Origin of the sequence: Crenobacter intestini (assembly GCF_004919095.1) — a bacterium.
Lineage (GTDB): Bacteria > Pseudomonadota > Gammaproteobacteria > Burkholderiales > Chromobacteriaceae > Craterilacuibacter > Craterilacuibacter intestini.
The window spans coordinates 1-25,231 of sequence record NZ_STGJ01000003.1; the positions used below are offsets into that span (position 1 = coordinate 1).

Genomic DNA, 25,231 nt, shown 5'->3' on the forward strand with positions numbered 1-25,231 from the left:
CTATCATTTGAGTGGCTTTGCCAGAGAAGGCAGAGTGCGCGATACAAGATTCTACCGTCGTGGTGTGACCACGATTCGGCTTCGACAATTTGACAAGTTAATGTCTGGTGGCCATAGCGAGGTGGTCCCACGCCTTCCCATCCCGAACAGGACCGTGAAACACCTTAGCGCCGATGATAGTGTGGCATTCGCCATGTGAAAGTAGGACACCGCCAGACGCCCCATCCGCAGACCCCCAGCTCAATGAGCTGGGGGTTTTGCTATTGGCGCATCACCGGCGTGATAATATTCGGCTATTGAAACCGAACGGTGATTAGCCGATGAAATGTCCTTTCTGTGGTCACGCTGACACCCAGGTGATCGACTCCCGCGCGAACGAAGACGGCACCAGCATCCGCCGCCGCCGTCGCTGCCTGCTGTGCGAAAAACGCTTCACCACCTTCGAGACGGCGGACGTGCGTATGCCGCAGGTGGTCAAGGCGGGCGGGCATCGTGCCGAGTTCGACGTCGACAAGGTGCGTACCAGCTTCCTGCGTGCGCTGCACAAGCGGCCGGTGCCGACCACGCTGGTCGACGCCGCGATCGACCGCATCTGCCAGAAACTGCTGCAACTGGGCGAACGAGAAGTCGACTCGCGCGCGATCGGCGAGATGGTGATGAACGAGCTGGCCAAGCTCGACAAAGTTGCCTATGTGCGTTTCGCGTCGGTCTACCGCAGCTTCCAGGACGTGTCCGAGTTTTCCGCGGCCGTGCGCGAGATCGAAAAGAACCAGGACTGAGCGATGACGGCCTTCAGCGCGAATGACCACTCGTTCATGCAGCGCGCGCTGCGTCTGGCGGCGCTCGGCGTGAATACCACTTCTCCAAACCCGCGGGTCGGCTGCGTGATCGTGCAGGGGGACGAGGTGGTCGGCGAAGGCTGGCACCGCCGTGCCGGCGAGCCGCACGCCGAAGTGCACGCGCTGGCCGAGGCCGGCGCGCGCGCCCGTGGCGCGACCGCGTACGTGACGCTCGAGCCGTGTAGCCACCATGGCCGCACGCCGCCCTGTGCCGACGCGCTGGTGCGTGCGGGGGTCTCGCGGGTGGTCGCGGCGATGGTCGACCCGTTTCCCGAAGTGGCCGGGCGCGGCCTGGAAAAACTGCATGCGGCAGGCATCACCGTCGAGAGCGGCCTGCTGGCCGACGAGGCGGCCCGCCTCAATAAAGGGTTTATTTCCCGCGTGAGCCGCGGCAGGCCCTGGGTCACGCTCAAGGCCGGCGCCAGCGTCGATGGCCGCACCGCGCTCGCCAACGGGTTGAGCCAGTGGATCACCTCGCCCGAAGCGAGGCTGGACGTGCAGCGGCTGCGCGCGCGTTCTTGCGCGGTGCTCACCGGCAGCGGCACCGTGCTGGCTGACGACCCGCGGCTGACCGTCCGCGAGTTCGGGACTTCCCGCCAGCCCATGCGCGTGGTGCTCGACAGTGCGCTCACGACCTCCCCGCAAGCCGCGATCTACCGCGCCGATGCACCGACTTTTCTGGCGACCGCCTGTACCGACCCGTCCCGCCATGCACCCTATCTGGTCCAAGGCGTCGAAGTGCTGGCCTTGCCTGGCGCGGACGGCCGAGTCGACCTTGACGCCTTGCTAAGCGCGCTTGCCGCGCGCGGGGTGGGTGAACTGATGGTCGAGGCGGGGGCGACGCTGAACGGCGCCTTGCTCTCGGCAGGTCTGGTCGACGAGATCATCCTCTATATGGCGCCGATGCTGCTGGGCGCCGACGCGCGCGGGCTGTTTGCCTTGCCTGCTTTGCAATCGCTGGACGACAAGGTCGAACTCTCGTTCAAGGAAGTGGACCGCGTCGGCCCCGACCTCAGGCTTTCCCTGACTGTCGGCCAGCGGGGCAGGGGGTAAGCTTGCGTTTTGATTCCCGGATGGGTGGAGGTGGCAGGTGAAAGTCAGCGAACAGCAATTGTACGAGGTGGCGCAGCGCACCCTGGCCGGCTTGGGGTGTACGCCGGACGAAGTGGCGGTGGTCGCCTCGCATCTGGTCGAAGCCAACTTGCGCGGGCATGACAGCCACGGCGTCGGCATGCTGCCCTTTTATGTGGACAGTGCCCAGCGCGGTACGCTATGCCCGAACCGTCCGGCCAGGCTGACCAACGACGCCGGCGCGATCCTGCAGTACGATGGCGACCGCGGTTTCGGCCAGCGCGTGGTGCGCGAGGCGGTCGACGCCGCGCTCGAACGAGCCAGCACGACCGGCGTGGTGCTGCTGACCGTGCGCAACGCCCACCACATGGGGCGGATCGGCAGCTACGGCGAACAGGTGGCCGCGGCCGGCAAGGTCGGGCTGTTCTTCGTCAACGTCACCGATTTTCCGCAACCGCTGGTCGCGCCGTTCGGCGGCTCGGCCGCGCGCTTCGGCACCAACCCGGTGTGCGTGAGTTTCCCCGCGACCGACACGCATCCTGCCTTCGTGCTGGATTTTGCGACCAGCATGGTCGCCTACGGCAAGACGCGGGTCGCCTACCTCGCCGGCAAACAGTTCGACCAGCCCGTGATGCTCGATGCGGCGGGCCACCCGACCGCCGACCCGCGTGCGATGCACGAAGAGCCCAAGGGTGCGTTGCGGCCGATCGCCGAACACAAGGGGGGCGGTCTGGTCGCCGCGTGCGAGCTGCTGGCCGGCCTGCTCTCCGGTGGCGGGACCTTGCAGCCGGGTAACCCGCGCGAGGGCGGCATCGTCAACCAGTTGACCGCGTTCATCGTCGACCCGGCGCGGCTGGCCGACCTTGACTGGCTCGCCTCCGAATACGACGCGATGGTCGGCTACATCAAGTCCTCGCCGTCGCCCGACCCGGCGCAACCGGTGCTGATGGCCGGCGAGCCCGAGCTTGCGCGCCGAGCGGTGCGGCAGGCCGAGGGCGTCGAGATCGCCGACGCCGAGTGGGCGGCGATCGAGGATGCGTGCCGGCGGGCCGGCGTTTAGGAGAACGGATGTCCGATCCCCAGCAGGCGTTGACGGCGTATCTTTCACTGTTGTCGCGGCAGGGCGCTGATGCCGCGCTGTGCGAGGCGCGGCGCTCGCAGCTTGCTGGCCTGCTTACCCGGCTGGAAGGACTGGCGCCGTCGCCCGACGCTTACCGTCAGGCGGTAGACGCGCTGTTGCTGCCGCTGGATGCGGTGCAACGGCGCGCGCTGCTGCCGGTGGTGCGCGAGTTCTATTATTTCTGGCTCGGCGATATCGGCCGTATCGCGCGCATGCTCTCGCAAGGCGAGATCGTCTCGTGGCGGGGCGGCGATGCGCGCGTCTTGCCTTCACTCGATGCCTTGCTGCGCGACTTGCCTGCACCCGATAGTGGCGCCTACCCGCCGTCGCTCGGCCTCTACCTTGACCGCCTGTTCGAGGCGGGGGTGGACGAGGCGGCGTCGGCACGAGGCAGCCAGCTCTTGCAGGTTCTGCTGCACCTGCTGGCTTCCCGCGACCATGCCCCAGCCTGCTACCGCGAGGCGGTCGACGACATGCTGTCCATGCTGGCGGACGAGTCCGAGCGCACCTTCTTCCTCGGGCTCGCGCGCGAATACTTCTACTGGTGGCTGAAGTTTCCGGCTGCCGCGCAGCGGCTGGCCGACGCTCAGCCCTGAGCGAAAAAGCCGGCCAGCGTGGCCGCCACCGCGGCGGGCTGTTCCCACTGCAGCATGTGGCCGGCGTCCGCGACGGTCACCTCGCTGAGCCTGGCAAAGCACGCGCGCCGGGCGTCCAGTGTTGCCTGCACGCCCTTGGCCATCGGGTGCTCGCCCTCGTCGCCACCGATCACCCATAACACCGGGCATGTGATCGCCCGCCAGCACGCCTTCGCTTCTTCCAGCCGGTACAGCACCGGATTCACGCCCTTGTGCCAGGGGTCGGCGCGGTAGGCAAGCGCGCCATCGACGTCGCGGGTCAGCGCGCGGGCCATCAGGCGGGCGTGTTCGGCGTGCATGCGCGGGTTGCGTGCCAAAAGCCGCGCGGCGAGGGCTTCCTGCGACGCCGGCGCCTGGAATGCGGGGGCCGTGCGCTGCTCGGCGAGCCAGCGTGCGTAGCGTCCGGGCGCCTGGCCCGGCTCGGTCGCGTTCAGGCCGAAGCCTTCCATCAGCGCGAGCCGCGCTACGCGCTCGGGGCGGGCGCCGGCGTAGAGGCCGGCGATCATCGCGCCCATGCTATGCCCGGCGATGCGCGCCGGCGTGGTGGGGCTGAGTGCCTCGAGCAGCGCGTCGAGGTCGGCCAGGTAATCGGGGAAGAAGTAGGGGCCGTCGTTCCACTGGCTGTGGCCGAAGCCGCGCCAGTCTGGCGCGACGAGCTGCCAGTCGCGGGCCAGGTCTTCGGCGATAAAGCTGAAGGTCTCCGCGCAGTCCATCCAGCCGTGCAGCAGGAACAGCATGGGCGCGTCGGAGTCACCCCAGTGGAGCAGGCGATGGCGGCGGCCGCGCAAGGTCAGCGTGCGCGTGGTGGGCGTTGGGGGGAGCAGGGCGTTCATGCCGTGCATTTTATTGGCATGGCGTGCGGGCGGCCAGCCGGACATGAAAAAGGCCCGCCAGACAGGCGGGCCTTGCAAGGAGCGATCGGCGCTTAGCGGTCGACGTTGTAGTTCGGCGCTTCCTTGGTGATCTGCACGTCGTGCACATGGCTCTCGCGCATACCGGCCGAGGTGATCTCGACGAAGCCGGCCTTCTCGTGCATCTCGTCGATGGTCGCGCAGCCGAGGTAGCCCATGGACGAGCGCAGGCCGCCGATCAGCTGGTGGATCACCTGGGCGATCGGGCCCTTGTACGGCACGCGGCCTTCGATGCCTTCCGGCACGAACTTGTCGGCGTTGGCTTCGTTGTCCTGGAAGTAGCGGTCGGACGAGCCTTGCGCCATCGCGCCCAGCGAGCCCATGCCGCGGTAGGACTTGTACGAGCGGCCCTGGTACAGCTCGACTTCGCCCGGTGCCTCTTCGGTGCCGGCGAACATGCCGCCCAGCATCACGCAGTTGGCGCCGGCAGCCAGTGCCTTGGCGATGTCGCCGGAGAAGCGGATGCCGCCGTCGGCGATCATCGGCACGCCGGTGCCCTTGAGCGCGGTCGACACGTTATGGATCGCGGTCAGCTGCGGCACGCCGACGCCGGCAACGATACGGGTGGTGCAGATCGAGCCCGGGCCGATGCCGACCTTGACCGCGTCCGCGCCAGCCTCGACCAGCGCGAGCGCAGCGTCGGCGGTAGCGATGTTGCCGCCGATCACGTCGACTTGCGGGAAGTTGTCCTTCACCCAGCGCACGCGGCTGAGCACACCTTCGCTATGGCCGTGCGCGGTGTCGACCACCAGCACGTCGACGCCGGCTGCCACCAGCGCTGCGACGCGATCCGGCGTGTCGCCGCCGGTGCCCACTGCCGCGCCGACGCGCAGGCGACCCTGCGCATCCTTGTTGGCGTTCGGGTGTTCGCTGGTCTTGATGATGTCCTTGACGGTGATCAGGCCCTTGAGCTCCCACGCGTCGTTGACGACCAGCACGCGCTCGAGCTTGTGGTGGTGCATCAGTTCGCGCGCTTCGTCGATGCTCGCGCCTTCCTTGACGGTGACCAGACGCTCGCGCGGGGTCATGATCGACGCCACCGGCTGGTCGAGGCGGGTCTCGAAGCGCAGGTCGCGGTTGGTGACGATGCCGACCACCTTGCCTTGCTCGATCACAGGCAGGCCGGAGATACGGTGCTGGCGGGTCAGCAGGACCAGGTCGCGTACCAGCATGTCCGGCGCGATGGTGATCGGGTCCTTGACCACGCCGCTTTCGTGGCGCTTGACCTTGGAGACCTCGAGCGCCTGGCGCTCGATGCTCATGTTCTTGTGGACGATGCCGATGCCGCCTTCCTGGGCCATCGAAATGGCCAGACGCGCTTCGGTGACCGTATCCATCGCGGCGGAGACCAGCGGCAGTTTCAGCTTGATGTTGCGGGTGAGAATGGTCGAGAGGGAGACGTCGCGCGGCAGGACTTTGGAGTGGGCCGGCACGAGGAGAACGTCGTCGAAGGTGTAGGCTTTCTCGATGATACGCATCTGGCGCTTCCTTGGCAGCAAAACGAGATTATATCGGTTTATAGGGGGGCGAGGCAAAGAGCGCCAGCCGCCTTTTTCCATGGGACAAGTTGTGTTCTCATAGGCTTTTGTCCTGACAGGGGGAGTACGGCATGAAGCTTGGCGCGTTGTTGGCATTTTCGCTGCTGGCCACAAGCGGCATCGCGGTGGGCGCGGACGTCTACAAGTGGCAGGACGCCAGCGGGCGTACCGTCTTCTCGGACAGGCCTCCCTCCGGCGTTTCCGCGCAGAAGCTGGGCGTGCGCGCGGCGCCCTTGCCCAAGGCCGACGCGAGCGCGCCGGCTGCCCGCGCGCCGCTGACCGGTGCGGCGGCGCTGAAGGCGGAGAGCGACGCGCTGAACGGCAAGGTCGACGCTTATAACAAGCAGGTGCGCGCCGAGAACTGCCGAAACGCACGCGGCAATGTCGAGCGCCTGCAGTCGGCCAAGCCGCGCAACGACGCGCTGGTGCAAAGCGCGCTGGCCGTGCAGAAAGAGTGGTGCGCCGAGTGACGCCAGCGTTTGACGCCGAAGCGGTGCTCGCGTCGCTGCCGCAACTGCCCGGCGTCTACCGGATGCTGGGTGCGGACGGCAAGGTGCTGTACGTCGGCAAGGCGATCGACCTCAAGCGGCGGGTCAGCTCCTATTTCCAGAAGTCCGACCTCAGCCCGCGCATCCAGCTGATGGTGCGCCAGATCACCGCCATCGAGACCACGGTCACCCGTTCGGAGGCCGAGGCGCTGATCCTCGAGAACAACCTGATCAAGGCGCTCGCGCCGCGTTACAACATCCTGTTCCGCGACGACAAGAGCTACCCCTATCTGATGGTGTCGGCGCACGCCTACCCGCAACTGGCGTATTTCCGCGGCGAACCGAAGAAGCCGCACCGCTATTTCGGCCCGTTCCCGAACAGCTACGCGGTGCGCGAGAGTATCCAGATCCTGCAGAAGGTGTTCCGCCTGCGTACCTGCGAAGACTCGGTGTTCACCAACCGCTCGCGCCCCTGCCTGCTCTACCAGATCAAGCGCTGCAGCGCGCCTTGCACGCACGAGATAGAAGACGCCGCGTACGCGCGCGACGTCGCCTCGGCGGTCGACTTCTTGTCCGGCCGCCAGGACGCACTGATCCAGTCGCTGACCGAACGCATGCTCGCCGCGTCCGAGGCGCTGGCGTTCGAGGAGGCGGCCGCCTTGCGCGACCAGGTGCAGGCGCTCTCGCGCGTGCAGGCGCAACAATATGTGTCGAGCAATACCTCGCAGCTGGACGCCGACGTGGTCGCCGCCGTCAGCGAAGGCGGCGTGCTGTGCGTGAACCTGGTGATGATCCGTGGCGGCCGCCACCTGGGCGACAAGAGCTTCTTCCCCGACAACGCCGAGGACTGCGACGCCGCCGCCGCGCTCGAGGCCTTCCTCGGCCAGCATTACCTCAGTGCGCCCTTGCCCGGCGCGCTGATCGTCAACCATGACCTGCCGCAGACGCTGGCCTTGTGGCTGGGCGAGCAGGGCGGGCGCGTGTTGCACCTGGTGTGCAACCCGATCGGCGAGCGCCGCGTCTGGCTGGAGATGGCCGAGAAGAACGCGCTATTGGCCGCAAGCCAGCGCGCCGGCAGCCGGGCCAACCAGGCCGCGCGCCTGGCCGCGCTCGCGCAGGTGCTGGAAATCGACGCGCTCGAGCGCATCGAGTGCTACGACATTTCGCACACCCAGGGCGAGGCGACCGTCGCCTCCTGCGTGGTGTACGACAAGGGCGACATGCAGCCGTCCGAGTACCGGCGCTTCAATATCACCACGGCGAAGGCCGGCGACGACTACGCGGCGATGCGCGAGGCGCTGACCCGCCGCTACGGCAAACTGGTCCAGGGCGAGGGCAAGCTGCCCGACCTCTTGCTGATCGACGGCGGCAAGGGGCAGGTCAGGGTCGCGCTCGAGGTGATGGCGGAGTTGGGCGTGAGCCTACCGATCTGCGGCGTCGCCAAGGGCGAGGCGCGCAAGCCCGGCCTGGAAACGCTGATCCTCCCCTACCTGGAAAAGACGCTACAATTGCCCAGCGATCACCCCGCCCTGCATCTGGTCCAGACCGTGCGCGACGAGGCGCACCGTTTCGCGATCACCGGCCACCGCGCCCGCCGCGCCAAGGCGCGCACGCTGTCGACGCTGGAAGAAATTCCCGGCATCGGCGCTAAGCGCCGCCAGCAACTGCTGACCCGTTTCGGAGGCTTGCGCGGCGTCAAGGCCGCCAGCGTCGACGACCTGGCGCGGGTCGAGGGGATCAGCCACAAGCTCGCGACCGCGATTTACAACGCCCTGCACTAAGAAAAACACCGGACAATGCCGTTCAACCTGCCGATTTTCCTGACCTGGCTCAGGGTTGCCCTGATCCCGATCTTTGTCGCGATCTTCTTCCTGCCGCCCGAGCTGATGAGTTCGCGGGTGGCGAACGTCACCGGTGCAACCCTGTTCGCGCTGGCGGCGGTGACCGACTGGCTGGACGGCTTTCTCGCCCGCAGGCTGGGGCAGACCTCGGCCTTCGGCGCCTTCCTCGACCCGGTCGCCGACAAGCTGATCGTCGCCGCGTCGCTGATCCTGCTGGTCGAACTGGGGCGCACCGAGGGCTGGATGGCGATGATCATCATCGGCCGCGAGATCACCATCTCCGCGCTGCGCGAGTGGATGGCCGAGATGGGCGCGAGAAAGAGCGTCGCGGTGGCGACCATCGGCAAGCTCAAGACCGCCGCGCAGATGTTCGCGATCCTGCTGCTGTTGTACGCGGCGCCCATCGTGCCGGGGATTTCCACCCTCGCGCTCGGGAATATTTTCATGGTCGTCGCGGTGATTTTGACTTTGTGGTCAATGGTTTACTACCTGCGGATGGCCGCGCACGAGTTCTCCGGCAAAAAAATCGACGTGTGAGGTGTTGACGGCCTTCCGAAAATCCTTATAATTCGCAGTCTCTTGAGGCGGCAACGTTATCAGGAAAAGAAATTTGACGCGGGAATAGCTCAGTTGGTAGAGCGCAACCTTGCCAAGGTTGAGGTCGCGAGTTCGAGCCTCGTTTCCCGCTCCAGCAAAACTTGTTTTGCCGGCCAAGTTTCGATATGCGGGAATAGCTCAGTTGGTAGAGCGCAACCTTGCCAAGGTTGAGGTCGCGAGTTCGAGCCTCGTTTCCCGCTCCAGCTTCACGCTGGCACTGTTTGACCAAAAATGCGGGAATAGCTCAGTTGGTAGAGCGCAACCTTGCCAAGGTTGAGGTCGCGAGTTCGAGCCTCGTTTCCCGCTCCAGCTTCATGCTGGTATTGTTGGACCAATGCGGGAATAGCTCAGTTGGTAGAGCGCAACCTTGCCAAGGTTGAGGTCGCGAGTTCGAGCCTCGTTTCCCGCTCCAAATTAAGGTGTCACCGCAAGGTGGTTCCAACCCCTCAAGGCGGGGTAGCAAAGTGGTTATGCAGCGGATTGCAAATCCGTCTACGCCGGTTCGATTCCGACCCCCGCCTCCAGTAAAAGCCCCGTAAGTCAAAGACTTACGGGGCTTTTCTTATGCAATTTTCCGAAGATTTTTTTACAGAAAATTGAAAAAAACCACTCCAACCACCCCGCAAGTGGCCGAGATCCACTTCAAGACGGCCTGGTGATCCGTCTACGCAAGTCGATCGGCGCGCTGTGAGCTGCGCGAGGATGACCGGCTCCCTACAACCCACATGCTATTGCTGGCCTTGTCTGTACATGCTGTGTGGGTCGGGTGCAAACTTCTGGCCAACCAGTTTTCCCAAGAGAGGTTTTTGTGTTTCCGAGCAATCATGATGGGTTAGCCGCAAAAAATATCTGCAAGAACTGCGTCGGTGAAGAATTCCTGCGTGCTGAGATCGAACGTGCGGGAGGGGAAGCTTGTTGTGATTATTGTTACGACTCAGAAGAGAAAACCTGGACCATCGGTGAGTTGGCAGAGTGCGTCGAGCGTGCCTTCGAGGAGCACTACGAACGGACATCCACGGAGCCGGAGCCTTGGGAGTACGCCTTGCTGGCTGACCGTGAAGAGCGCTACGAGTGGGAGCGTAGCGGGGTCGAGGTTGTTTATGCCATTGGCGAGGCTGCCCAAATCCCTGAAGACGCTGCGATGGATGTGCAGCAGCTACTTGAGGATAGTTACTGTGACTACGAAGCCAGCTGCCTAGGGGAGGAAACGGAGTTCGCTTCAGATGCACACTACGATTTGAAGGGTGTGGATGCTACTGACTGGCACTGGGAGTGGGGAGCATTTGAGCGTGCTCTCCAGACGGAGGCGCGCTTCTTCAGCCGCACAGGTGCAGAGCTGCTGACCAAGATTTTTGCCGGTATAGATGGGTTGCTAACCAGGGGTGGCCATCCTCCAGTTACCATGGCTGGGCCTGGGTGGCCGCTTGATCACCTCTACCGGGCCAGGGTATTTCAGTCTGAGAAAAACCTGCTGGAGGCGCTTCGCAGGCCTGACCTGCATCTTGGCCCGCCACCCGCCAAGTTGGCTAGCGCAGGGCGGATGAACGCTCGGGGCATCTCGGTTTTTTATGGCGCGACAGCCATGGAGACCGCGATTGCTGAGGTTCGTCCGCCGGTGGGTAGTAGTGTCGCGATCGCGCGTTTTGACTTCACACGCCCATTGAGGCTACTGGATCTGACTAGTCTGGCGACGGTGCGGGATCAGGGAAGCGTTTTTGATCCTACGCTCAAACGAAGACTGGAGCGGGTGGCGTTCCTGCGAACGCTGGGAGAGAAGATGACGCGACCAGTGATGCCGGACGATGAGGCCTTCGACTACCTGGCGACACAGGCGATCGCTGACTTTTTGGCCAGTGAGGATGAACCAAAATTTGACGGCATCGTCTTTCCTTCAGTCCAGGTGAGTGAAGGCTGCAATGTCGTCTTGTTCCACAAGGCGTCGAAGGTGGCAGAACTGGACTTGCCCAAGGACGCGATAATCGAATCCTATCCATATCTAGACTATGACGAAGAGGTGGAATATCACGTCTCCGAGGTGGTTCCGCAGACTGCAGAAGGCAGCAGCGACGTTGAGTCGAGTCTTATGGCGCTTAGGACTGGTTCTGCGGATGATTATGAGGATGCCGCTCTGCTGATCGACCCGCATTCGGTTGCAGTCCACAGGATTAAAGAGGTGAAATATGAATGTGATGTACGTAAGGTCGTTCGGCGGCGTTGCGAGGCGAGCGAGGAAGAGTTCTGAGAGGGGTGTATTGGGTGGTTTTTTTTATAAGTATCTGATCTGTAAGTAAACGCAGCGGATTGCAAATCCGTCTACGCCGGTTCGATTCCGCCCCCCGCCTCCAGACAAGACCCCGTAGAACGCAAGTTCTGCGGGGTTTTTGCTTGGCAAACCCGTGGCGACGGGCAGGGAGCGGCTTGTCCGCCTAAGCTGTCGCCTATGTCCCGTCCCGCTTCTTCCGCCTGGCTGCTCGCGTGGATCGTGTTGTTGTGCCTGTACAGCGGCGCACTCAATATCTTCACGCTGCTGCGCTTCGCGTACTCGGTCTCCCACTTTTCTGGCAACCTGCTCGACATCGCCGACGACATGCTGCTCAGGCACACGCTCGAGCAAGGCTGGCGCATCCTCTCGCTGGTCGGCTTCTTTACGCTGGGCGCCTTTGCCTCGGGCGTACTGATGCGCGAGGGGCGGGCGGGTTACCGGCCGCTGTACGGCTACCTGATGCTGGCGCTGGGCTTGCTGCTGTGGCTGTGGTCGCGCACCGGGCACGAGCAGGCGGGCTTTCTCTACGCGCTGACTTTCACCATGGGCTGCCAGAACGGCCTCCATATCCAGTACCGCAGCAATGTGGTGCGCACCACCCACATGACGGGCAACCTGACCGACTTCGGCGTCAACCTGGGCTATCTGGCCGCCGGCCAGCGCGAGGTCGGCTGGAAGGTCTGGTTCAGCCTGTTGGAGATCGCGGGCTACGTCGGCGGCGGTGCACTCGCCTTATTGCTCTACCTCAGGGTCGGCCAGGCGTCGTTCGAGTGGTTTGCGCTCGCCTACGCCGCAGGCGGACTCTTCTACCTTGCCGGCGGCCGTCGTGCGGTTGAAGTGGCTTGACTCACTGACAGTACCGCTCTGTCTGGTCCCATGGGGAAGTGCAGTCCGGGCTGCCCGCGCGCGCGCGCTCGGGTAAACTCCCTGGCATGTCTTTGCCTGTTTCCGTCTTGCCCGAGCAGCGGCTGGTCCAGCTACGCTACGCGATGGTGGCGCTGGGCCTGCTGGCGCTGGCCGCGGCCGGGTTCTCCGGCGTCGAGCTTGCCTGGCTGCCTTGCCTTGCCGCGCTCGCGCTGCTGGCGTTGGCCAATTTCATGCTGTCGCGTGTCGGCACGCGTGGCGCGCTGCTCTCGGGGCTGGCCGCCGACGTGCTCGCGCTCTCGCTGCTGCTGTTTGCCAGCGGCGGCGCGGCCAACCCGCTTGCCTCGCTCTACCTGCCGCCGGTGCTGTTCGCCGCCTTGCTCGCGCCGGGCGCCGCGCCCTGGCTGCTCGGCGCGCTCGCGCTCGCCTGCTACGGCGTGCTGTTTGTCTGGCACTTGCCGTGGCCGGTCGCCGGCGGCGACTCGGCGTACGCGTTCAGCCTGCACCTGGTCGGCATGTGGTGGACGCTGGCGCTGTCGATCGCGCTGATCGTCGGCTTCGTCTCGTATCTCTCGCGCACGCTCGCGCGGCGCGAGGCCGAGCTCAGGGCCGCGCGCGAGACGCAGCTTGCCAACGAGCAGATGGTCGCGCTGGGCGTGCAGGCGGCGATCGCCGCGCACGCGCTGTCGACGCCGCTCTCCACGCTGACGCTGTTGTGCGACGAACTGGGCGCCGACTACGGCGACGACCCGGCCCTCGGCGAGGACCTCGCCCTGATGCGCGGCCAGCTCGCGCATTGCCGCGACGCGCTGGCCCGGCTGCGCCACGGCGCCGAGCCGCCGGGCGCGCCCGAACCAGTGTTGCAGGCGCTCGCGCACCAGCTGGAGGGCTGGCGCACGCTCAGGCCCGACGTGGTGCTGGCGGCCCGTCTTGCCGGGGACGCCGGCACGTGCGCGGCGCTGCCGCCGGCCTTGTGGCCGGCGGTTTGCAACCTGTTGAACAACGCGGCCGAGGCGGGCGGCGGGCATGTCGAAGTGTCGGCCGAGGTGGCGGGCGGCGTGCTCGCGCTCGACATCGTCAACCGCGAGGGCTGCCTGAGCGACGCGCAACTGGCGCGCGCGGGGCTCGCACCGCAGGTGTCGGCCAAGCCGGCCGGGCTGGGGCTGGGCGTGATGCTGACCCATGTGACGCTGTCGCGGCTGGGCGGCACGCTGACGCTCACGAACGACGCTGCCGGCGGCGTGCGTGCCTGTGTGCGCGTGCCGCTGACGCAAACCGGAGAGTGGGGATGACGGACTATTTGCTGGTCGACGACGATGAAGCCTTCGTGCGCGTGTTAAGGCGCGCGCTTGAGCGGCGCGGACACCGTGTGGCGCACGCGCACGACGCGGACGGCGCGCTCGCGGCGATGGCCGACGCGCCTGACGCACGCGTGGTGCTCGACTTGAACCTTGCCGGCGACTCGGGGCTGCGCCTGTTGCCCAGGCTGCTTGAGGTGGCGCCCGGGGCGGGCATCGTCGTGCTCACCGGCTACGCGAGCATCGCCACCGCGGTCGAGGCGACCAAGCTGGGCGCGGTGCAGTACCTCGCCAAGCCGGCCGACGTCGCGGCGATTGTCGCCGCCTTCGGGCGCGAGGCGGCCGACCCTGGGCTCGCGGTGACCGCGCCGCCGATGTCGCTCAAGCGGATGGGCTGGGAGCACCTGCAGCGGGTGCTCGCCGAGCACGGCGGCAATATTTCGGAGACCGCGCGCGCTTTGGGCATGCATAGGCGCACCCTGCAGCGCATGCTCGCCAAGCGGCCGGTCGCGCAATAGTGTTTTGACGCAGGTCAGGGCGAAGGGGGTGATCGCTTGCTAGACTTGGCCGGTTTAGGTTTTGTTTTGCAAGGAATGCACATGGCTGTCGATCTTTCCGTCTCCTGGTTGGGTGTCAACATGGAGAACCCGCTCTACAACGCGTCCGGCGTGATGTGCCGCTCGCGTGAAGAACTCGACGCCGTCGCCGCGTCCGCCGCCGGCGCGCTGATCACCAAGAGCTGCACGCTCCTGCCGCGCGAAGGCAACCCCGAGCCGCGCTACGCGAAGGCGCCGCATGGCAGCATCAACTCGATGGGCCTGCCCAACGCCGGCTACCAGTACTACCTCGACTACGCGAAGGCGTACGACCACCAGGGCGGCAAGCCGCTGTTCGTCTCAGTGTCCGGCATGTCGCTGGAAGACAACCTCGAGATGCTGGCCGCGTTCCGCGACGCCGACCTGCCGTGCCTGGTCGAATTGAACCTCAGCTGCCCGAACCTGCCGGGCAAGCCGCAGATCGGTTACGACTTCGAGGCGTCCAGCCACGTGCTCTCCGAAGTGGTCAAGGTCTACCACAAGCCCTTCGGCGTGAAGCTGCCGCCTTACTTCGACCCGGTACACTTCGCCGAGATGGCGTCGGTGCTCAACAGCTTCCCCTCGCTCAAGTACGTGACCTGCATCAACTCGGTCGGCAACGGCCTGGTGATCGACCTGGACAGCGAGTCGGTGGTGATCAAGCCCAAGGGCGGCCTGGGCGGCATCGGCGGCGACTATGTGCTGCCGACGGCGCTCGCCAACGTGCGCGAGTTCTACCGCCTGTTGGACGACAAGCATGTGATCGGCTGTGGCGGTGTCAAGAGCGGCCGCGAGGCGTTCATGCACATCCTGGCCGGCGCGACCGCCGTGCAGGTGGGTACCTGCCTGTACGAGGAGGGCGCGGCCTGCTTCGCGCGCATCCGCGACGAACTCGCCGCGCTGATGCAGCAGAAGGGCTACGCGACGCTGGCCGACTTCCGCGGCAAGCTCAAGACGATGTGAGCGGTTTTTGCCGCAACGAGAACGCCCCGCATTGCGGGGCGTTTTTTTGCGCTGGGCTCAGCGGCACAGCAGGCTGAGCCAGCCGAGGGCGAAAATGGCGATGCCGCTGCCGCGTTGCAGCGGGTGGCGTCCGATCCAGGCGAACATGGCAAAAGTCCTTTTAGATGAATGGTGATGATAATCATTCCTGTCTAAAGATTTGTCAAACCGCCCCCGGGGCAGGGGGCGGCGGGGCTGGGGCAGCTTACAGGCCGAGGGCGCGCGCGACGCCTGCGCCGTATTCGGGATCTGCCTGCGTGCAGTTGGCGATATGGCGGCGCTTGATTTCGACGTCGGCGTCGCCCATCGCGCGGGCCGTGTTGTCGAACAGGCGCTGCCGCTCGTCGGCGTCCATCTGCCGGAACAGTGCGCGCGGCTGGCTGTAGTAGTCGGTGTCGTCGCGGTGGTTCCAGCGTTGGGCGGCGCCGGAGAGCGCAAGCGGCGGCTCGCTGTAGTCGGGCTGCTGCTGCCACTGGCCGTAGCTGTTCGGCTCGTAGGCGAGCGTGCTGCCGTGGTTGCCGTCCATGCGCATCGCGCCATCGCGATGGTAGCTGTGGAACGGGCAGCGCGGCGCGTTGACCGGGATCTGGCCGTGGTTGACGCCCAGGCGGTAGCGCTGCGCGTCACCGTAGGAGAACAGCCGGCCCTGCAGCATGCGGTCGGGCGAGAAGCTGATGCCGGACACCACATTGGCAGGGTTGAACGCCGCCTGCTCGACCTCGGCGAAGTAGTTGGCCGGGTTGCGGTTCAGCTCGAATTCGCCGACCTCGATCAGCGGGTAGTCGCCGTGCGGCCAGACCTTGGACAGGTCGAACGGGTTGAACGGGCACTCGGCGGCCTGCTGCTCGGTCATTACCTGGATGAACATCGTCCAGCGCGGGTAGTCACCATTGTCGATGCTCTCCAGCAGGTCGCGCTGCGCGCTCTCGCGGTCGCGGCCGACCAGCGCCTGGGCCTCGGCGTCGCTCAGGTTCTGGATGCCTTGCTGGGTCTTGAAGTGGAACTTCACCCAGTGGCGCTCGCCCGCCGCGTTGATCAGGCTGAAGGTGTGGCTGCCGAAACCGTGCATGTGGCGGTAGCTCGCCGGGATGCCGCGGTCGCCCATCACGTAGGTGATCTGGTGCAGCGCCTCGGGCAGTAGCGTCCAGAAGTCCCAGTTGTTGTTGGCGCTGCGCATATTGGTGCGCGGGTCGCGCTTGACCGCATGGTTGAGGTCGGGGAATTTCAGCGGGTCGCGCAGGAAGAACACCGGCGTGTTGTTGCCGACCAGGTCCCAGTTGCCTTCCTCGGTGTAGAACTTCAGCGCGAAGCCGCGGATGTCGCGTTCGGCGTCCGCTGCGCCGCGCTCGCCGGCGACGGTCGAGAAGCGCGCGAACAGCTCGGTCTGCTTGCCGACGGCCGAAAACAGGCGGGCGCGGGTGTAACGGCTGATGTCGTGGGTGACGGTGAAGGTGCCGTAGGCGCCGGAGCCCTTGGCGTGCATGCGCCGCTCGGGGATCACTTCGCGGTCGAAGTGCGCGAGTTTCTCGAGGAACCACACGTCCTGCAGCAGCATCGGGCCGCGCGCGCCGGCGGTCATCACGTTCTGGTTGTCGGGGACCGGTGCGCCGGCCTGGGTTGTCAGTTTTTGCATGTTTCGCTCCGTCTTGATCATTGCAGCCAGACCAGGTTCGCGTAGACCTCGAACCAGTGTTCCAGCCAGTTGCGGTGGTTGTCCATGGTGCTGTCCTGCTGTGTGTGGAGCGATTATGGTGGCTTGTTATAGCTTTGTTAAATTGATTGTTTAATGTCGATAGTTAGTATTTCGCTATCGCAAAAAAAGGAGACATAGCCTCCTTTGCGGGTGTCGGGGTATTCAGTCCCAGGGTACGTCGCTGCCGCCGGCGGCCTGGCCGGGGTCTGGCTGCGCAGCGGGCGCAGCGGCCGTGCCGGCCGGTGCCGGTGCCGCCTGCTGGTCTTCGGTCAGCCCGCCCAGCGCCTCGACCAGCGCGTCGACGATCTCGCCGAGCGCCTCGCTGCCGATCAGGAAGCTCGCCTCGAACAGGCTTTCCACGTCGTCACCGGCGCCGCTGGCCTCTTCCTGCAGCACGTCGAGGAACTGGATGCGCTTCAGCTGCAGGGTGTCGGTCAGCACGAAGCGGACCTGTTCGCGCCAGATCAGGCCGACGCGCGTCACCAGCATGCCGTTCGCGATGTGCTGGCGGATCTCCTCGCTGGTGAGGTCCATCCGCGTGCAGCGGATCACCGCGCCGTTCTCGGCCGGGTCCTTCAGCTCGCACTCCGCGTCCAGCTCGAAGCCTTCCGGCGCTTCGCCGTCGGCGACCCACGCGGTCATTGCCGCGTGCGGCGAGAGCTGGGTGCGCGGCAGCGCGGCGGGGAAGGGCGGCAGCGCCTCGCGCAGCTGCGAGACCAGCGCCTCGGCCTTGCTGGCGGTGCCGCTGTCGACCATCAGCCAGCCGCGGCCAAGGTCGAGGTAGGCGCTCAGCCGGCTGGAGCGGGTGAAGGCGCGGGGCAGCAGGTCGTCGGTGATCTGCTCCTTCAGTTCGAGCTTCTCCTTGCGGCCGACCTTGCGCAGCTCGCTCGCCTCGATCTCGCTGATCTTGGCGTCAAGGAAGTCGCGGATCACGCCGGCGGGCAACACCTTGTCCTCGCGCTTGAGCGAGACCATCAGCTTGCCCTGCGCGGGGTAGACCGGATCACTGAGGAAGCCTGCCGGCGGTACCCAGCCCTCGCTGAACCAGTCAAGGCCGGAGCAGGCGTGGAAGGGACGCTTGGCAAGCGCGGTAGAGAGTTTTTCGGAGTCAGTCAGCGACTCGCCACTCAATCGATAAAAAGATAGTTGCTTAATCCACATATTTGATACATAATGCGCGTCCTCTGAAGCAACGATTGTACCGCAGAAGCGGTGGCAGACGGAGTTTTAGAGAAACAAAATTCGGAAGCGGAGTGTAGCTTAGCCTGGTAGAGCGCTACGTTCGGGACGTAGAGGCCGGAGGTTCGAATCCTCTCACTCCGACCAGAATTTTGAAGGGTTTGAAACGAAATGCTTGCAATTGTCCGGATCTTCCGGTAAATTAATGGCTCTTCAACGGAAACAAGTTGAAGCATCGGAGTGTAGCTTAGCCTGGTAGAGCGCTACGTTCGGGACGTAGAGGCCGGAGGTTCGAATCCTCTCACTCCGACCAGATTCAAGATGGCCTTGATTTGATAGTTTGAATCAAGGCCATTTTAACAAGTTGGTTTGCCGATATAGCTCAGTTGGTAGAGCAGCGCATTCGTAATGCGAAGGTCGTAGGTTCGACTCCTATTATCGGCACCATAGTAATCAAGCACTGAGGCCAATCCGCAAGGGTTGTCCTTTTTGCTTTTCTGCGCCGTGTAGCCATCACGCAGCCCGTTTTGTCTAACGTGGCACGCATTTCACCGCGTTTGCGGGTTTATTGTCCCCAGCGCTGCGGAACGGGCTCGCTAGCCATGACGTGCCTGATGGGCATCCGGCTAGTCCAGGGGGCGGGCCTTGTCATGGCCTAGCCGACCTCACCGACGGTTCAGCCTGCACGTACCCCGTTGGGGACGGGAAATTCGGGCTGTGCCAGCGCTGCCGGCAGCAAACCATCGGCGTACCCGATATCGAACATCATTCCTTCCGACAGCACGCCACAGATTTTCTTCGGCGCCAGGTTCACCACAAACAGCGCCTGCAGCCCCACAAGTGCTTGCAGGTCTGCGCGCTCCTGCTTGATGCCGCACACGATGGTGCGCTCAAAGTCGCCAAAGTCGACGGATAGCTGGACCACTTTATCCGAGCGCGGCACGTCATTGAGCGCGGTGATGGTGCCGCAGCGGATGTCTAGCTTGTCCAGGTCGGCCAGCGTGACCAGTGGTTTGACGGGGTGGCTCATGCGCAGCTCCTGAGTGGATTTGGAGGGTGAAAGTCATTCAACCCCATGGGTGCCCTGCGAGGCAATGATAAGCGGGGGTATGGCGCCGAAACCAGGCACCGTTGCCGGCACCTGGCTTTCCCGCTTGTTGAGGATGGCTACCCGATGAGGCTCAGGCTGCCGTGCCCAGCGTGAAGCGGCCTGTCGTGTCGCGCAGTGCCGCGGCCAGTTCCGCACTTTCGTTGATGGCCGCATGGCTGTGGTCTAATGCCTGTCGGTTCTGGTCGGACAGTTGCGCCAGCTGCTCGACAGTCGCCGCAATCTCCCGGCTGGCTGCGCCTTGTTCGCCGATGGCATCGACGATCTGCGCGACCTGAACTTCGACATCCTGACTGACCGTCGCGAGTTGCCCGAGCGTATCGCCGGCCTGGGTGATCAGTTTCTGCTGGGTCACGACTGCCTCGTTGCCGGCCTGCATCGCGTCGTTGGCGCCTTCGATGCTCCGTATGATCCGCGCCATCGTGCTTTCAATCTCGCCGGTCGAGCGGGCCGTGCGCTCGGCAAGCTTCCTCACCTCGTCGGCGACCACGGCAAACCCCCGGCCGGATTCGCCGGCGCGGGCCGCCTCGATAGCCGCGTTCAGGGCGAGCAGGTTGGTCTGCTCGGCGACATCGCGGATCACGTTGACGATATTGCCGATTTTTTCCGATTCGGCGTGCAGCTCGGTCAGTACCTGGCCGACCGCCCTGGCGGTGGCCTCGACGTCGCCCATCCCGGCCTGCGCCCGTCCGATCGCGGCCAGCCCTTCGCCGGACTGTCCGCGTCCTTCGCCTGCGCGTGCGAGGATGGTCTCGCCCGATTCGGCAATATGGTTGACGCTGACCGTCAGCTCTTCAACCGAACTGGCCATCGACGAGACCGCGTCCCCCTGCGCCGCCAGGCGGCCGAACAGGCCGTCGCATTGCTCGCGAAGCTGTCCGGATTGGCTGGAGAGCTCGTCGGTGCGGGTGCGGATCGCGCCGACCAGCTCGCGCAGGCCCTGCTGCATCTGCGCCATGGCCCCCATCGCGCTGCCCTGTGTGGCCGCAGGCAATTCAATGTCCAGATGCCCGGCCGCGACCTGCCTTGCCGCATCCGACAGTTCGCGCGGGTCTGCACCCAGGCTTGCCTTGAGCCCGCGCAGCATCCATGCGACCGAGGCAGCTGCGCAGAGGACGGCCAGCACCGCGAGCGCAGCGCAGGCAAGCTCAAACTGTTGCAGCTGTTCGCCGAGCTGCTCGCGCTGTGCGGCAGCCCGGGCGTCGACCGCCTTGCTGCCGTCGATCAGCAACTGGCGGATTTCACGCCACAAGGGCGTTTCCCTGGTATTGAGCAGGCTGCGTGCCTGGGTGCCGTCGATCGACGCGAGGCGGGCAACTTCGGTGATCAGCTGGTTGCGCTGCTTGCTTTTTTTATGGATGGAAGACAGCGCGCTCGCCGTTGGGGAGTCACCCAGCGCCTCGGCCTGGGCCAATGCCTCCGCGAAAGCCTGTTGCGCCTTGGCCAGATTCTTGTGGCCGGTCTGGTTTTCCGGGTCGAGCATCACGTTGCGCAGTGCCTGCCCGCTTTGCAGGCCTTGTGCGTACATCGATGAAAAAGCGTCGGAGAGCACTTGCTCGTGTTGGGCCAGCCGGGTGAACCCCGCATTGATCTGGCCTAGCCCGTATAGCGATAGCAAAACCGCTGCGGCCATCAGTGCCAGCGAGCTGATAAACGCCAGCAAGATTTGCTTCTTCAATGACATGTTTCCCCTTGTCCGGCGTACAGACCTGCGCGCCTTTACGTTAATAACCAGTATTCATTAGATGTTTTATCCATGGAGGCATGAATTGACCGTGATCAAGTTAAAGGCAATGCCAATCCCACGTGCAGGCGGCTCCTTGCCCAAGGGGGGCGGATTGTCTGGTTGGCTATCGACGAATTGCAGACGCTGGCTGTTGCGGGGGCGGGATGGCCGTGCAGGTGATTTTTGGGGAATGTGCTGGTGTACCGGCATGCCGGCATCCATGCCGTAGCGGCTGGGAGACCGATGCTCGCAAGGCCTGCTTGCCATGGACGGTTAGCGGCGTGCTCAGGCCTGACCGTGTCCGTCAGGCGGGACGCATCCGGGGGCTGGAAATGCCGCAGAGTGCCTGTTGACCAGCCTGAGCATAAAAAACCGGCCGGGGGGCAGTTTTTCGTGGCCGGTCTGTTGCAGCTTACGCCGTGTATTGTGCGAAGCCGACGCTGGCGCGGCCCAGTCGGTCACGTACCGCGGCCCAGTCGGGCGTGTCCGGAGGCATCTCGACCAGGATCAGCTCGCAACCGCTCTGGTCCGCCTCATGCAGTGTCGCGTACAGCGTCTGTGCGTAGCCTGCCGGGTCGGCCGGCAGTACGCGCTGCCAGCCTGCCGCGGCATGCGGGCGGCCAAAAGCGAGCAGCGCGGTGTGGTTCCAGTCCCAGTCTGACGGAAGCGTAGCCAGTTCACCCGCTTCCAGCCGGTAGCAGCGGTGGCGCGGCGCATAGTGGGCAGCCAGCGCGCCCGGCACGCGTGGTGCGTTGGCGGGGGCGTGCGCGGCGACGGAGAGCCAGGGGGCAAGCGCGTCCGCGGAAACCTGTCCGGGCCGCAGGATGGCCGGGGTAGGACTGGAAAGGTCGACAATCGTCGACTCGATGCCGATGCGGCAAGCGCCGCCGTCGAGTACCGCAGGAATGCGGCCTGCCATGTGTTCGAGGATATGGGGGGCCGAAGTGGGGCTGATCCGGCCGAACGGGTTGGCGGACGGGGCGACCAGGGCTTCGCCCAGTTCGTCGAGTACCGCCTGCAGCAGGGGGTGGTCGGCCCAGCGCACGGCGACGGTGGCTTGTCCGCCATTGACCAGCGGCGAGACGTGCGTCGCTGCCGGCAACACCATGGTCAGCGGGCCTGGCCAGAATGCGTCGGCCAGTTGCCATGCGACGTCGGGCACCTGAGCGGCCCAATGTGCAAGGTGACTCTTGGAAGGCAAATGGACGATCAGGGGGTGGTCGGCCGGGCGGCCCTTGGCCGCGAAGACTTTGGCGACCGCGTCTGGTTTGCTCGCCAGCGCGGCGAGCCCGTATACGGTTTCGGTAGGGATGGCAACCAGTTCGCCAGCGCGCAACAGGGCAACGGCCTGTGCAATGTCGGCGCGGGTATCTGTCAGGTGAAGCATGCTGCGGTTTTCCGTTCTTGGGGTGCGGCGCGTATTGTGCCATGACGAAAGGTTTTTGGCGGCGCAGGTTTCGACCTGCGTGCGCGCGCCACGTGGAAGGAAAGTGGGGGGAGGTCTGCTGCCTCACGCTGCGTGAGGCGAGAAAAAATTTTCCGAACGATGGCAGGGTGGATTTGACGCACTCTTATTGCAAATGGGTAGTAGGCCGTCGGCAAGGTCGCTGCACTGGCCGTTTTGCGGCAGGACCGGCTCCCGGAAAGGGGGCAGGATGCAGGTGGCTGCAAGTCAAGCCTGCTTTTGGTCCTTGCAATCCGATGGTTGGAACGGGGGCTGGGTTCGGCGGGCGGTCATGCGCGGTTACCTGAGCATGTTGAACGCCAGTCTTCACTGCAGCGCAGGAAGGCGCTGAGGGGATTGCTGTGTGCGAAAAGTCTTCAATGCATGCATCCGGCGATTATGCCAATGAGTTTTTGCGTCGTAATTTAGTAAAGGTAGGAGTAGCGTTTCTTGACGAGGCATCTCCGCCGAATACCTTTCAAATGCTGTCTATCTGCAGCGGACGATCGACCAGAGCTGGCTGTCAAGCATGATGACAAAGAGATTTTTGTGTGCCTTTTGCTTTAAATACCATTGTTATATTATTTTATTTTGCAGTTTTTTTGTGCGTATTAAAATTTTTCAGTTGTTGATTTTATTTTCCAGATAGAATCATGTCATTTATTAACGTGTTAGAAATTTTTGTCTGGTGTGAAGTGTTGACGCTTATGATTTTTGGAGTCTATATTGGCGATTCCTGATTTTGGTGTTGTTTTGATTAACGCCTAAGTCATTGGATAATTTACATGGGGTTTTCGTGCGGTTTTTATGTGTTTATTTTAAAGCCTCGCGTAGCCCGAATATAGCCGTGGCGGCTGCCCGATAAAGACGTATGGAAGTGATGGCCACGCGTTTAACCAGAATCCAGCAGAAAGGTTTAGTAAGACTATGAGCGGCTTCAACGCAGTGCTAGCAAGAAATACCGAAAATGCACCCAAGGCTATCGGGGCATATTCGCAGACTGTGGCTTTTTCTCATTACAACAATCTTTCCGCGCAATTGCCGGTTGACCCGAAAACCGGCGCGCTGGTTGCCGGTGGTGTCAAAGAGCAGGCCGTCCAGAGCTTCAAGAACATCAAGGCTGTTGTTGAAAGCATTGGCCATGTAATGGACGACGTGGTTCGCATCTCGATCTTCGTCAAGAACATTGCGGATGTCGACGCTGTCAACGAAGTCTATGCGTCCTGCTTTACCAATGGCTACATGCCTGCGCTGACCACCGTGGCCGTTGACGCGCTGCCGATGGGCGCACTGGTGCAGGTGGATGCACTGCTGTCAAACGGCGAAGGCACCATCCCGAATGCCCCGCAAGCAGGCGACCTGATCAAGCTGTCCCGCAATACGGCCAACGCTCCGGTCAGCCCGCTGTCGACCCAGACGGTTGCGTTCTCCCACTACAACAACATCTCGGCGCAGCTGCCGGTCGACCCGAAGACCGGCAAGCTGGTGGCAGGCGGCGTCAAAGAGCAGGCTGCCCAGTGCCTGAAAAACGTCAAGGCGATCCTCGAAGGGATCGACGTGCCTTTCGACGATATCGTCAAGGTCAACATCTTCCTGAAGAACTTTGCTGACGTTGAGGCCGTGAACGAAGTCTACAAGACCTTCTTCCCGGACTCCGCAATCGCCCGTGCCGTGGCTTACGTGCCGGCACGCACCATGATCGCCGCCGCTGCACTGCCGATGGACGCACTGGTGCAAGTCGAGGCGGTCGTGTCGCACGGTGACGGCACCCCGCCGCAGGCTGTGGAAGACCGTCACGGCATCGTGATCTGGGCGCATAACACTGACAATGCACCGAAGTGCCCGCTCTCGACCCAGACCGTCGCGTTCTCCCACTACAACCACCTGTCGGCCCAGCTGCCGCTGGACGCCAAGACCGGTGCCATCGTGGCTGGCGGCGTGAAAGAGCAGGCTGGCCAGTGCCTGAAGAACATCCAGGCCATCGTGGAGAGCATCGGCCACGTGCTCGCCGATGTGGTCAAGGTCAACGTCTTCCTGAAGAACATCGACGACATGGCTGCGGTTGAAGAAGTGTACGCAGGCTTCTTCCCGGGTGGCGTTCCTGCCCGCCGTACCGTGGGTGTGTCGGCCCTGCCGAAAGACGCGCTGATCCAGATCGACGTAGTTGTGGCAAATGCTGAAGGCACCTCGCCGAAGCGCTAATGGATCCGGGCAGCAATGCCCGCATTTGAAAGCCGGAGATAAGCTCTCCGGCTTTTTTATTTTTCGTGGTCGCAATCAGCCGGTCATCCGTTCGTGGTCGTGCTGTCGAATCGTATTTTTGCTCATGTGCCGTCTTGCGTGGTTCGGTCTGCTCTATTTGTATTTCGAATTTTTTAATTGCGGGGTCGATCATTTTCTTTGGTCGGGGTGTTTAAGCAAAGATCGGAATCGGCTCGGTTTGCGTCGAAGAGTTAACAAATCGGTGTGAGTGAGGGGAAAATAAAAAGCCCTGTAAATACAGGGCCTTGGAAGAAAAAATTTACACCTAATGTCTTAGGTATACCTCAGAAGGGGATGTCGTCCTCGAGGTCGTCCATCCGCTGGGGCGGGGCGACCGGGGCTTCCTGGCGGCGCGGTGCAGCCGGCGGCGCGGACGGTGCGCTGCGGGCCGGCGCGCTGCCGTAGTAGCCATCGTCCATCGGCGCGCCTTCGTCGCGCTTGCCGCCTTGCAGGCTCAACTCGTTGACGCGCACGTCGGGCGACAGGCGCTTGCCGCCGTCCTTGTCGGTCCATTCGCGCAGGGTCAGCTGGCCGTAAACGGTGACCTGCTGGCCTTTGGAGAGGAAGCGCTGCAGGCTTTCGCCGCGCTTGCCCCATACCTGGCAGGCAAACCAGTTGGTGGTCTTGCGTTCGCCAAAGCCGATATCACTGGCCACGCGGAAGCTCAGCACCGGCTCGCCGCTCGGGGTGTAGCGCAGTTCGGCGTCGGCGGCGACACGGCCGTCAAAGGAAATGCTGTTCATGTTCTCGTCTCCGTTCGTTTCTTGGCCGGCGGCA

Annotated in this window: 21 protein-coding genes, 9 tRNA genes and 1 rRNA gene; 23 read left to right on the forward strand and 8 right to left on the reverse strand. The window is 63.9% G+C overall.

Annotated features, from left to right (window positions below; translation table 11 throughout):
• Positions 1 to 103: 103 nt before the first annotated feature.
• From rrf to E5K04_RS03920, 5 genes are all read left to right on the forward strand, one after another.
• Positions 104 to 218, forward strand: a 5S ribosomal RNA gene (gene rrf, locus E5K04_RS03900).
• Positions 219 to 320: 102 nt separating this feature from the next.
• The gene (nrdR, locus tag E5K04_RS03905) at positions 321 to 779 is read left to right on the forward strand and encodes a transcriptional regulator NrdR (protein ID WP_136551609.1); all 459 of its coding nucleotides are present in this window, start codon (positions 321 to 323) and stop codon (positions 777 to 779) included.
• 3 nt (positions 780 to 782) lie between these two features.
• Positions 783 to 1,892, forward strand: a complete 1,110-nt coding sequence (ribD, locus tag E5K04_RS03910) for a bifunctional diaminohydroxyphosphoribosylaminopyrimidine deaminase/5-amino-6-(5-phosphoribosylamino)uracil reductase RibD (protein ID WP_136551610.1) — start codon at positions 783 to 785, stop codon at positions 1,890 to 1,892.
• 37 nt (positions 1,893 to 1,929) lie between these two features.
• Positions 1,930 to 2,970, forward strand: a complete 1,041-nt coding sequence (locus E5K04_RS03915) for a malate/lactate/ureidoglycolate dehydrogenase (RefSeq protein ID WP_136551611.1) — start codon at positions 1,930 to 1,932, stop codon at positions 2,968 to 2,970.
• Between the two features lie 8 nt (positions 2,971 to 2,978).
• Positions 2,979 to 3,626 (forward strand): hypothetical protein, encoded by a 648-nt coding sequence (locus E5K04_RS03920; protein ID WP_136551612.1) that lies wholly within the window; start codon positions 2,979 to 2,981, stop codon positions 3,624 to 3,626.
• Here E5K04_RS03920 and E5K04_RS03925 read toward each other — a convergent pair.
• Positions 3,617 to 4,498 carry an alpha/beta fold hydrolase gene (locus E5K04_RS03925; protein WP_136551613.1) on the reverse strand — a complete coding sequence of 294 codons (882 nt, stop codon included), beginning with the start codon at positions 4,496 to 4,498 and terminating at the stop codon, positions 3,617 to 3,619. The two genes, E5K04_RS03920 and E5K04_RS03925, sit on opposite strands and share 10 nt — an antisense overlap.
• 92 nt (positions 4,499 to 4,590) lie before the next feature.
• Positions 4,591 to 6,054, reverse strand: a complete 1,464-nt coding sequence (guaB, locus tag E5K04_RS03930; RefSeq protein WP_136551614.1) for an IMP dehydrogenase — start codon at positions 6,052 to 6,054, stop codon at positions 4,591 to 4,593.
• Between the two features lie 131 nt (positions 6,055 to 6,185).
• Between guaB and E5K04_RS03935 the strand changes: the two genes are divergently transcribed.
• The 14 genes from E5K04_RS03935 (at position 6,186) to E5K04_RS03995 (ending at position 15,003) form a co-directional block, all read left to right on the forward strand.
• A complete protein-coding gene (locus tag E5K04_RS03935; RefSeq protein ID WP_136551615.1) occupies positions 6,186 to 6,584 on the forward strand; it encodes a DUF4124 domain-containing protein in 399 nt (132 codons plus the stop codon).
• Positions 6,581 to 8,383, forward strand: coding sequence for an excinuclease ABC subunit UvrC (gene uvrC / locus E5K04_RS03940; RefSeq protein WP_136551616.1), 1,803 nt, complete (start codon positions 6,581 to 6,583; stop codon positions 8,381 to 8,383). Before E5K04_RS03935 ends, uvrC begins: the two co-directional genes overlap by 4 nt.
• 15 nt (positions 8,384 to 8,398) lie before the next feature.
• Positions 8,399 to 8,980, forward strand: a complete 582-nt coding sequence (gene pgsA, locus E5K04_RS03945; RefSeq protein ID WP_136551617.1) for a CDP-diacylglycerol--glycerol-3-phosphate 3-phosphatidyltransferase — start codon at positions 8,399 to 8,401, stop codon at positions 8,978 to 8,980.
• Positions 8,981 to 9,058: 78 nt separating this feature from the next.
• Positions 9,059 to 9,134 (forward strand) — tRNA-Gly (locus tag E5K04_RS03950).
• A 33-nt stretch (positions 9,135 to 9,167) separates the two neighbouring features.
• A tRNA-Gly gene (locus E5K04_RS03955) sits at positions 9,168 to 9,243 on the forward strand.
• 30 nt (positions 9,244 to 9,273) lie between these two features.
• Positions 9,274 to 9,349: transfer RNA gene (locus tag E5K04_RS03960), tRNA-Gly, on the forward strand.
• Between the two features lie 27 nt (positions 9,350 to 9,376).
• Positions 9,377 to 9,452 (forward strand) — tRNA-Gly (locus E5K04_RS03965).
• A 38-nt stretch (positions 9,453 to 9,490) separates the two neighbouring features.
• Positions 9,491 to 9,564, forward strand: a tRNA-Cys gene (locus E5K04_RS03970).
• A 284-nt stretch (positions 9,565 to 9,848) separates the two neighbouring features.
• On the forward strand, positions 9,849 to 11,282 hold the full coding sequence (locus tag E5K04_RS03975; RefSeq protein ID WP_136551618.1) for an RES family NAD+ phosphorylase: 1,434 nt from the start codon (positions 9,849 to 9,851) through the stop codon (positions 11,280 to 11,282).
• Positions 11,248 to 11,385: transfer RNA gene (locus E5K04_RS16625), tRNA-Cys, on the forward strand. Before E5K04_RS03975 ends, E5K04_RS16625 begins: the two co-directional genes overlap by 35 nt.
• A gap of 95 nt (positions 11,386 to 11,480) precedes the next feature.
• Positions 11,481 to 12,149: a DUF1275 family protein gene (locus E5K04_RS03980; RefSeq protein WP_136551619.1), complete on the forward strand. Its 669-nt coding sequence runs from the start codon at positions 11,481 to 11,483 to the stop codon at positions 12,147 to 12,149.
• A 92-nt stretch (positions 12,150 to 12,241) separates the two neighbouring features.
• Positions 12,242 to 13,459, forward strand: a complete 1,218-nt coding sequence (locus E5K04_RS03985) for an ATP-binding protein (RefSeq protein WP_235844255.1) — start codon at positions 12,242 to 12,244, stop codon at positions 13,457 to 13,459.
• The gene (locus E5K04_RS03990; RefSeq protein WP_136551621.1) at positions 13,456 to 13,983 is read left to right on the forward strand and encodes a response regulator transcription factor; all 528 of its coding nucleotides are present in this window, start codon (positions 13,456 to 13,458) and stop codon (positions 13,981 to 13,983) included. Before E5K04_RS03985 ends, E5K04_RS03990 begins: the two co-directional genes overlap by 4 nt.
• 81 nt (positions 13,984 to 14,064) lie before the next feature.
• Positions 14,065 to 15,003 (forward strand): dihydroorotate oxidase, encoded by a 939-nt coding sequence (locus E5K04_RS03995; RefSeq protein ID WP_136551622.1) that lies wholly within the window; start codon positions 14,065 to 14,067, stop codon positions 15,001 to 15,003.
• Positions 15,004 to 15,247: 244 nt separating this feature from the next.
• On the opposite strand, the gene E5K04_RS04000 is transcribed toward E5K04_RS03995, so the two are convergent.
• Together E5K04_RS04000 and E5K04_RS04005 are read right to left on the reverse strand one after the other, a co-directional pair.
• Entirely contained in the window at positions 15,248 to 16,675 is a 1,428-nt protein-coding gene (locus E5K04_RS04000; RefSeq protein ID WP_136551623.1) for a catalase, read from the reverse strand.
• 222 nt (positions 16,676 to 16,897) lie between these two features.
• Positions 16,898 to 17,896, reverse strand: a complete 999-nt coding sequence (locus E5K04_RS04005; RefSeq protein ID WP_136551624.1) for a recombination-associated protein RdgC — start codon at positions 17,894 to 17,896, stop codon at positions 16,898 to 16,900.
• Between the two features lie 88 nt (positions 17,897 to 17,984).
• Between E5K04_RS04005 and E5K04_RS04010 the strand changes: the two genes are divergently transcribed.
• From E5K04_RS04010 to E5K04_RS04020, 3 genes are all read left to right on the forward strand, one after another.
• Positions 17,985 to 18,061: transfer RNA gene (locus tag E5K04_RS04010), tRNA-Pro, on the forward strand.
• Positions 18,062 to 18,150: 89 nt separating this feature from the next.
• Positions 18,151 to 18,227 (forward strand) — tRNA-Pro (locus tag E5K04_RS04015).
• A 58-nt stretch (positions 18,228 to 18,285) separates the two neighbouring features.
• A tRNA-Thr gene (locus E5K04_RS04020) sits at positions 18,286 to 18,361 on the forward strand.
• A 229-nt stretch (positions 18,362 to 18,590) separates the two neighbouring features.
• Here the strand turns inward: E5K04_RS04020 and E5K04_RS04025 are convergent.
• From E5K04_RS04025 to E5K04_RS04035, 3 genes are all read right to left on the reverse strand, one after another.
• Positions 18,591 to 18,944: a tRNA-binding protein gene (locus E5K04_RS04025; protein ID WP_136551625.1), complete on the reverse strand. Its 354-nt coding sequence runs from the start codon at positions 18,942 to 18,944 to the stop codon at positions 18,591 to 18,593.
• 151 nt (positions 18,945 to 19,095) lie between these two features.
• Entirely contained in the window at positions 19,096 to 20,706 is a 1,611-nt protein-coding gene (locus tag E5K04_RS16630; protein WP_168929150.1) for a methyl-accepting chemotaxis protein, read from the reverse strand.
• Positions 20,707 to 21,160: 454 nt separating this feature from the next.
• A complete protein-coding gene (locus E5K04_RS04035) occupies positions 21,161 to 22,135 on the reverse strand; it encodes an L-threonylcarbamoyladenylate synthase (protein ID WP_136551626.1) in 975 nt (324 codons plus the stop codon).
• Positions 22,136 to 23,119: 984 nt separating this feature from the next.
• Here E5K04_RS04035 and E5K04_RS04040 point away from each other — a divergent pair.
• The gene (locus tag E5K04_RS04040) at positions 23,120 to 24,394 is read left to right on the forward strand and encodes a Rid family detoxifying hydrolase (RefSeq protein WP_136551627.1); all 1,275 of its coding nucleotides are present in this window, start codon (positions 23,120 to 23,122) and stop codon (positions 24,392 to 24,394) included.
• Positions 24,395 to 24,738: 344 nt separating this feature from the next.
• Here E5K04_RS04040 and E5K04_RS04045 read toward each other — a convergent pair whose 3' ends face one another.
• The gene (locus E5K04_RS04045; protein ID WP_136551628.1) at positions 24,739 to 25,197 is read right to left on the reverse strand and encodes a single-stranded DNA-binding protein; all 459 of its coding nucleotides are present in this window, start codon (positions 25,195 to 25,197) and stop codon (positions 24,739 to 24,741) included.
• Positions 25,198 to 25,231 lie beyond the last annotated feature (34 nt).

What these genes read in the sequence shown, in the direction of transcription:
- nrdR (WP_136551609.1), top strand. Translation starts at nt 321, where the DNA reads ATGAAATGTCCTTTCTGTGGTCACGCTGACACCCAGGTGATCGACTCC.
- ribD (WP_136551610.1), top strand. Translation starts at nt 783, where the DNA reads ATGACGGCCTTCAGCGCGAATGACCACTCGTTCATGCAGCGCGCGCTG.
- E5K04_RS03920 (WP_136551612.1), top strand. Translation starts at nt 2,979, where the DNA reads ATGTCCGATCCCCAGCAGGCGTTGACGGCGTATCTTTCACTGTTGTCG.
- E5K04_RS03925 (WP_136551613.1), bottom strand. Translation starts at nt 4,498, where the DNA reads ATGAACGCCCTGCTCCCCCCAACGCCCACCACGCGCACGCTGACCTTG.
- guaB (WP_136551614.1), bottom strand. Translation starts at nt 6,054, where the DNA reads ATGCGTATCATCGAGAAAGCCTACACCTTCGACGACGTTCTCCTCGTG.
- E5K04_RS03935 (WP_136551615.1), top strand. Translation starts at nt 6,186, where the DNA reads ATGAAGCTTGGCGCGTTGTTGGCATTTTCGCTGCTGGCCACAAGCGGC.
- pgsA (WP_136551617.1), top strand. Translation starts at nt 8,399, where the DNA reads ATGCCGTTCAACCTGCCGATTTTCCTGACCTGGCTCAGGGTTGCCCTG.
- E5K04_RS03980 (WP_136551619.1), top strand. Translation starts at nt 11,481, where the DNA reads ATGTCCCGTCCCGCTTCTTCCGCCTGGCTGCTCGCGTGGATCGTGTTG.
- E5K04_RS03990 (WP_136551621.1), top strand. Translation starts at nt 13,456, where the DNA reads ATGACGGACTATTTGCTGGTCGACGACGATGAAGCCTTCGTGCGCGTG.
- E5K04_RS03995 (WP_136551622.1), top strand. Translation starts at nt 14,065, where the DNA reads ATGGCTGTCGATCTTTCCGTCTCCTGGTTGGGTGTCAACATGGAGAAC.
- E5K04_RS04000 (WP_136551623.1), bottom strand. Translation starts at nt 16,675, where the DNA reads ATGCAAAAACTGACAACCCAGGCCGGCGCACCGGTCCCCGACAACCAG.
- E5K04_RS04005 (WP_136551624.1), bottom strand. Translation starts at nt 17,896, where the DNA reads ATGTGGATTAAGCAACTATCTTTTTATCGATTGAGTGGCGAGTCGCTG.
- E5K04_RS04025 (WP_136551625.1), bottom strand. Translation starts at nt 18,944, where the DNA reads ATGAGCCACCCCGTCAAACCACTGGTCACGCTGGCCGACCTGGACAAG.
- E5K04_RS16630 (WP_168929150.1), bottom strand. Translation starts at nt 20,706, where the DNA reads ATGTCATTGAAGAAGCAAATCTTGCTGGCGTTTATCAGCTCGCTGGCA.
- E5K04_RS04035 (WP_136551626.1), bottom strand. Translation starts at nt 22,135, where the DNA reads ATGCTTCACCTGACAGATACCCGCGCCGACATTGCACAGGCCGTTGCC.
- E5K04_RS04040 (WP_136551627.1), top strand. Translation starts at nt 23,120, where the DNA reads ATGAGCGGCTTCAACGCAGTGCTAGCAAGAAATACCGAAAATGCACCC.
- E5K04_RS04045 (WP_136551628.1), bottom strand. Translation starts at nt 25,197, where the DNA reads ATGAACAGCATTTCCTTTGACGGCCGTGTCGCCGCCGACGCCGAACTG.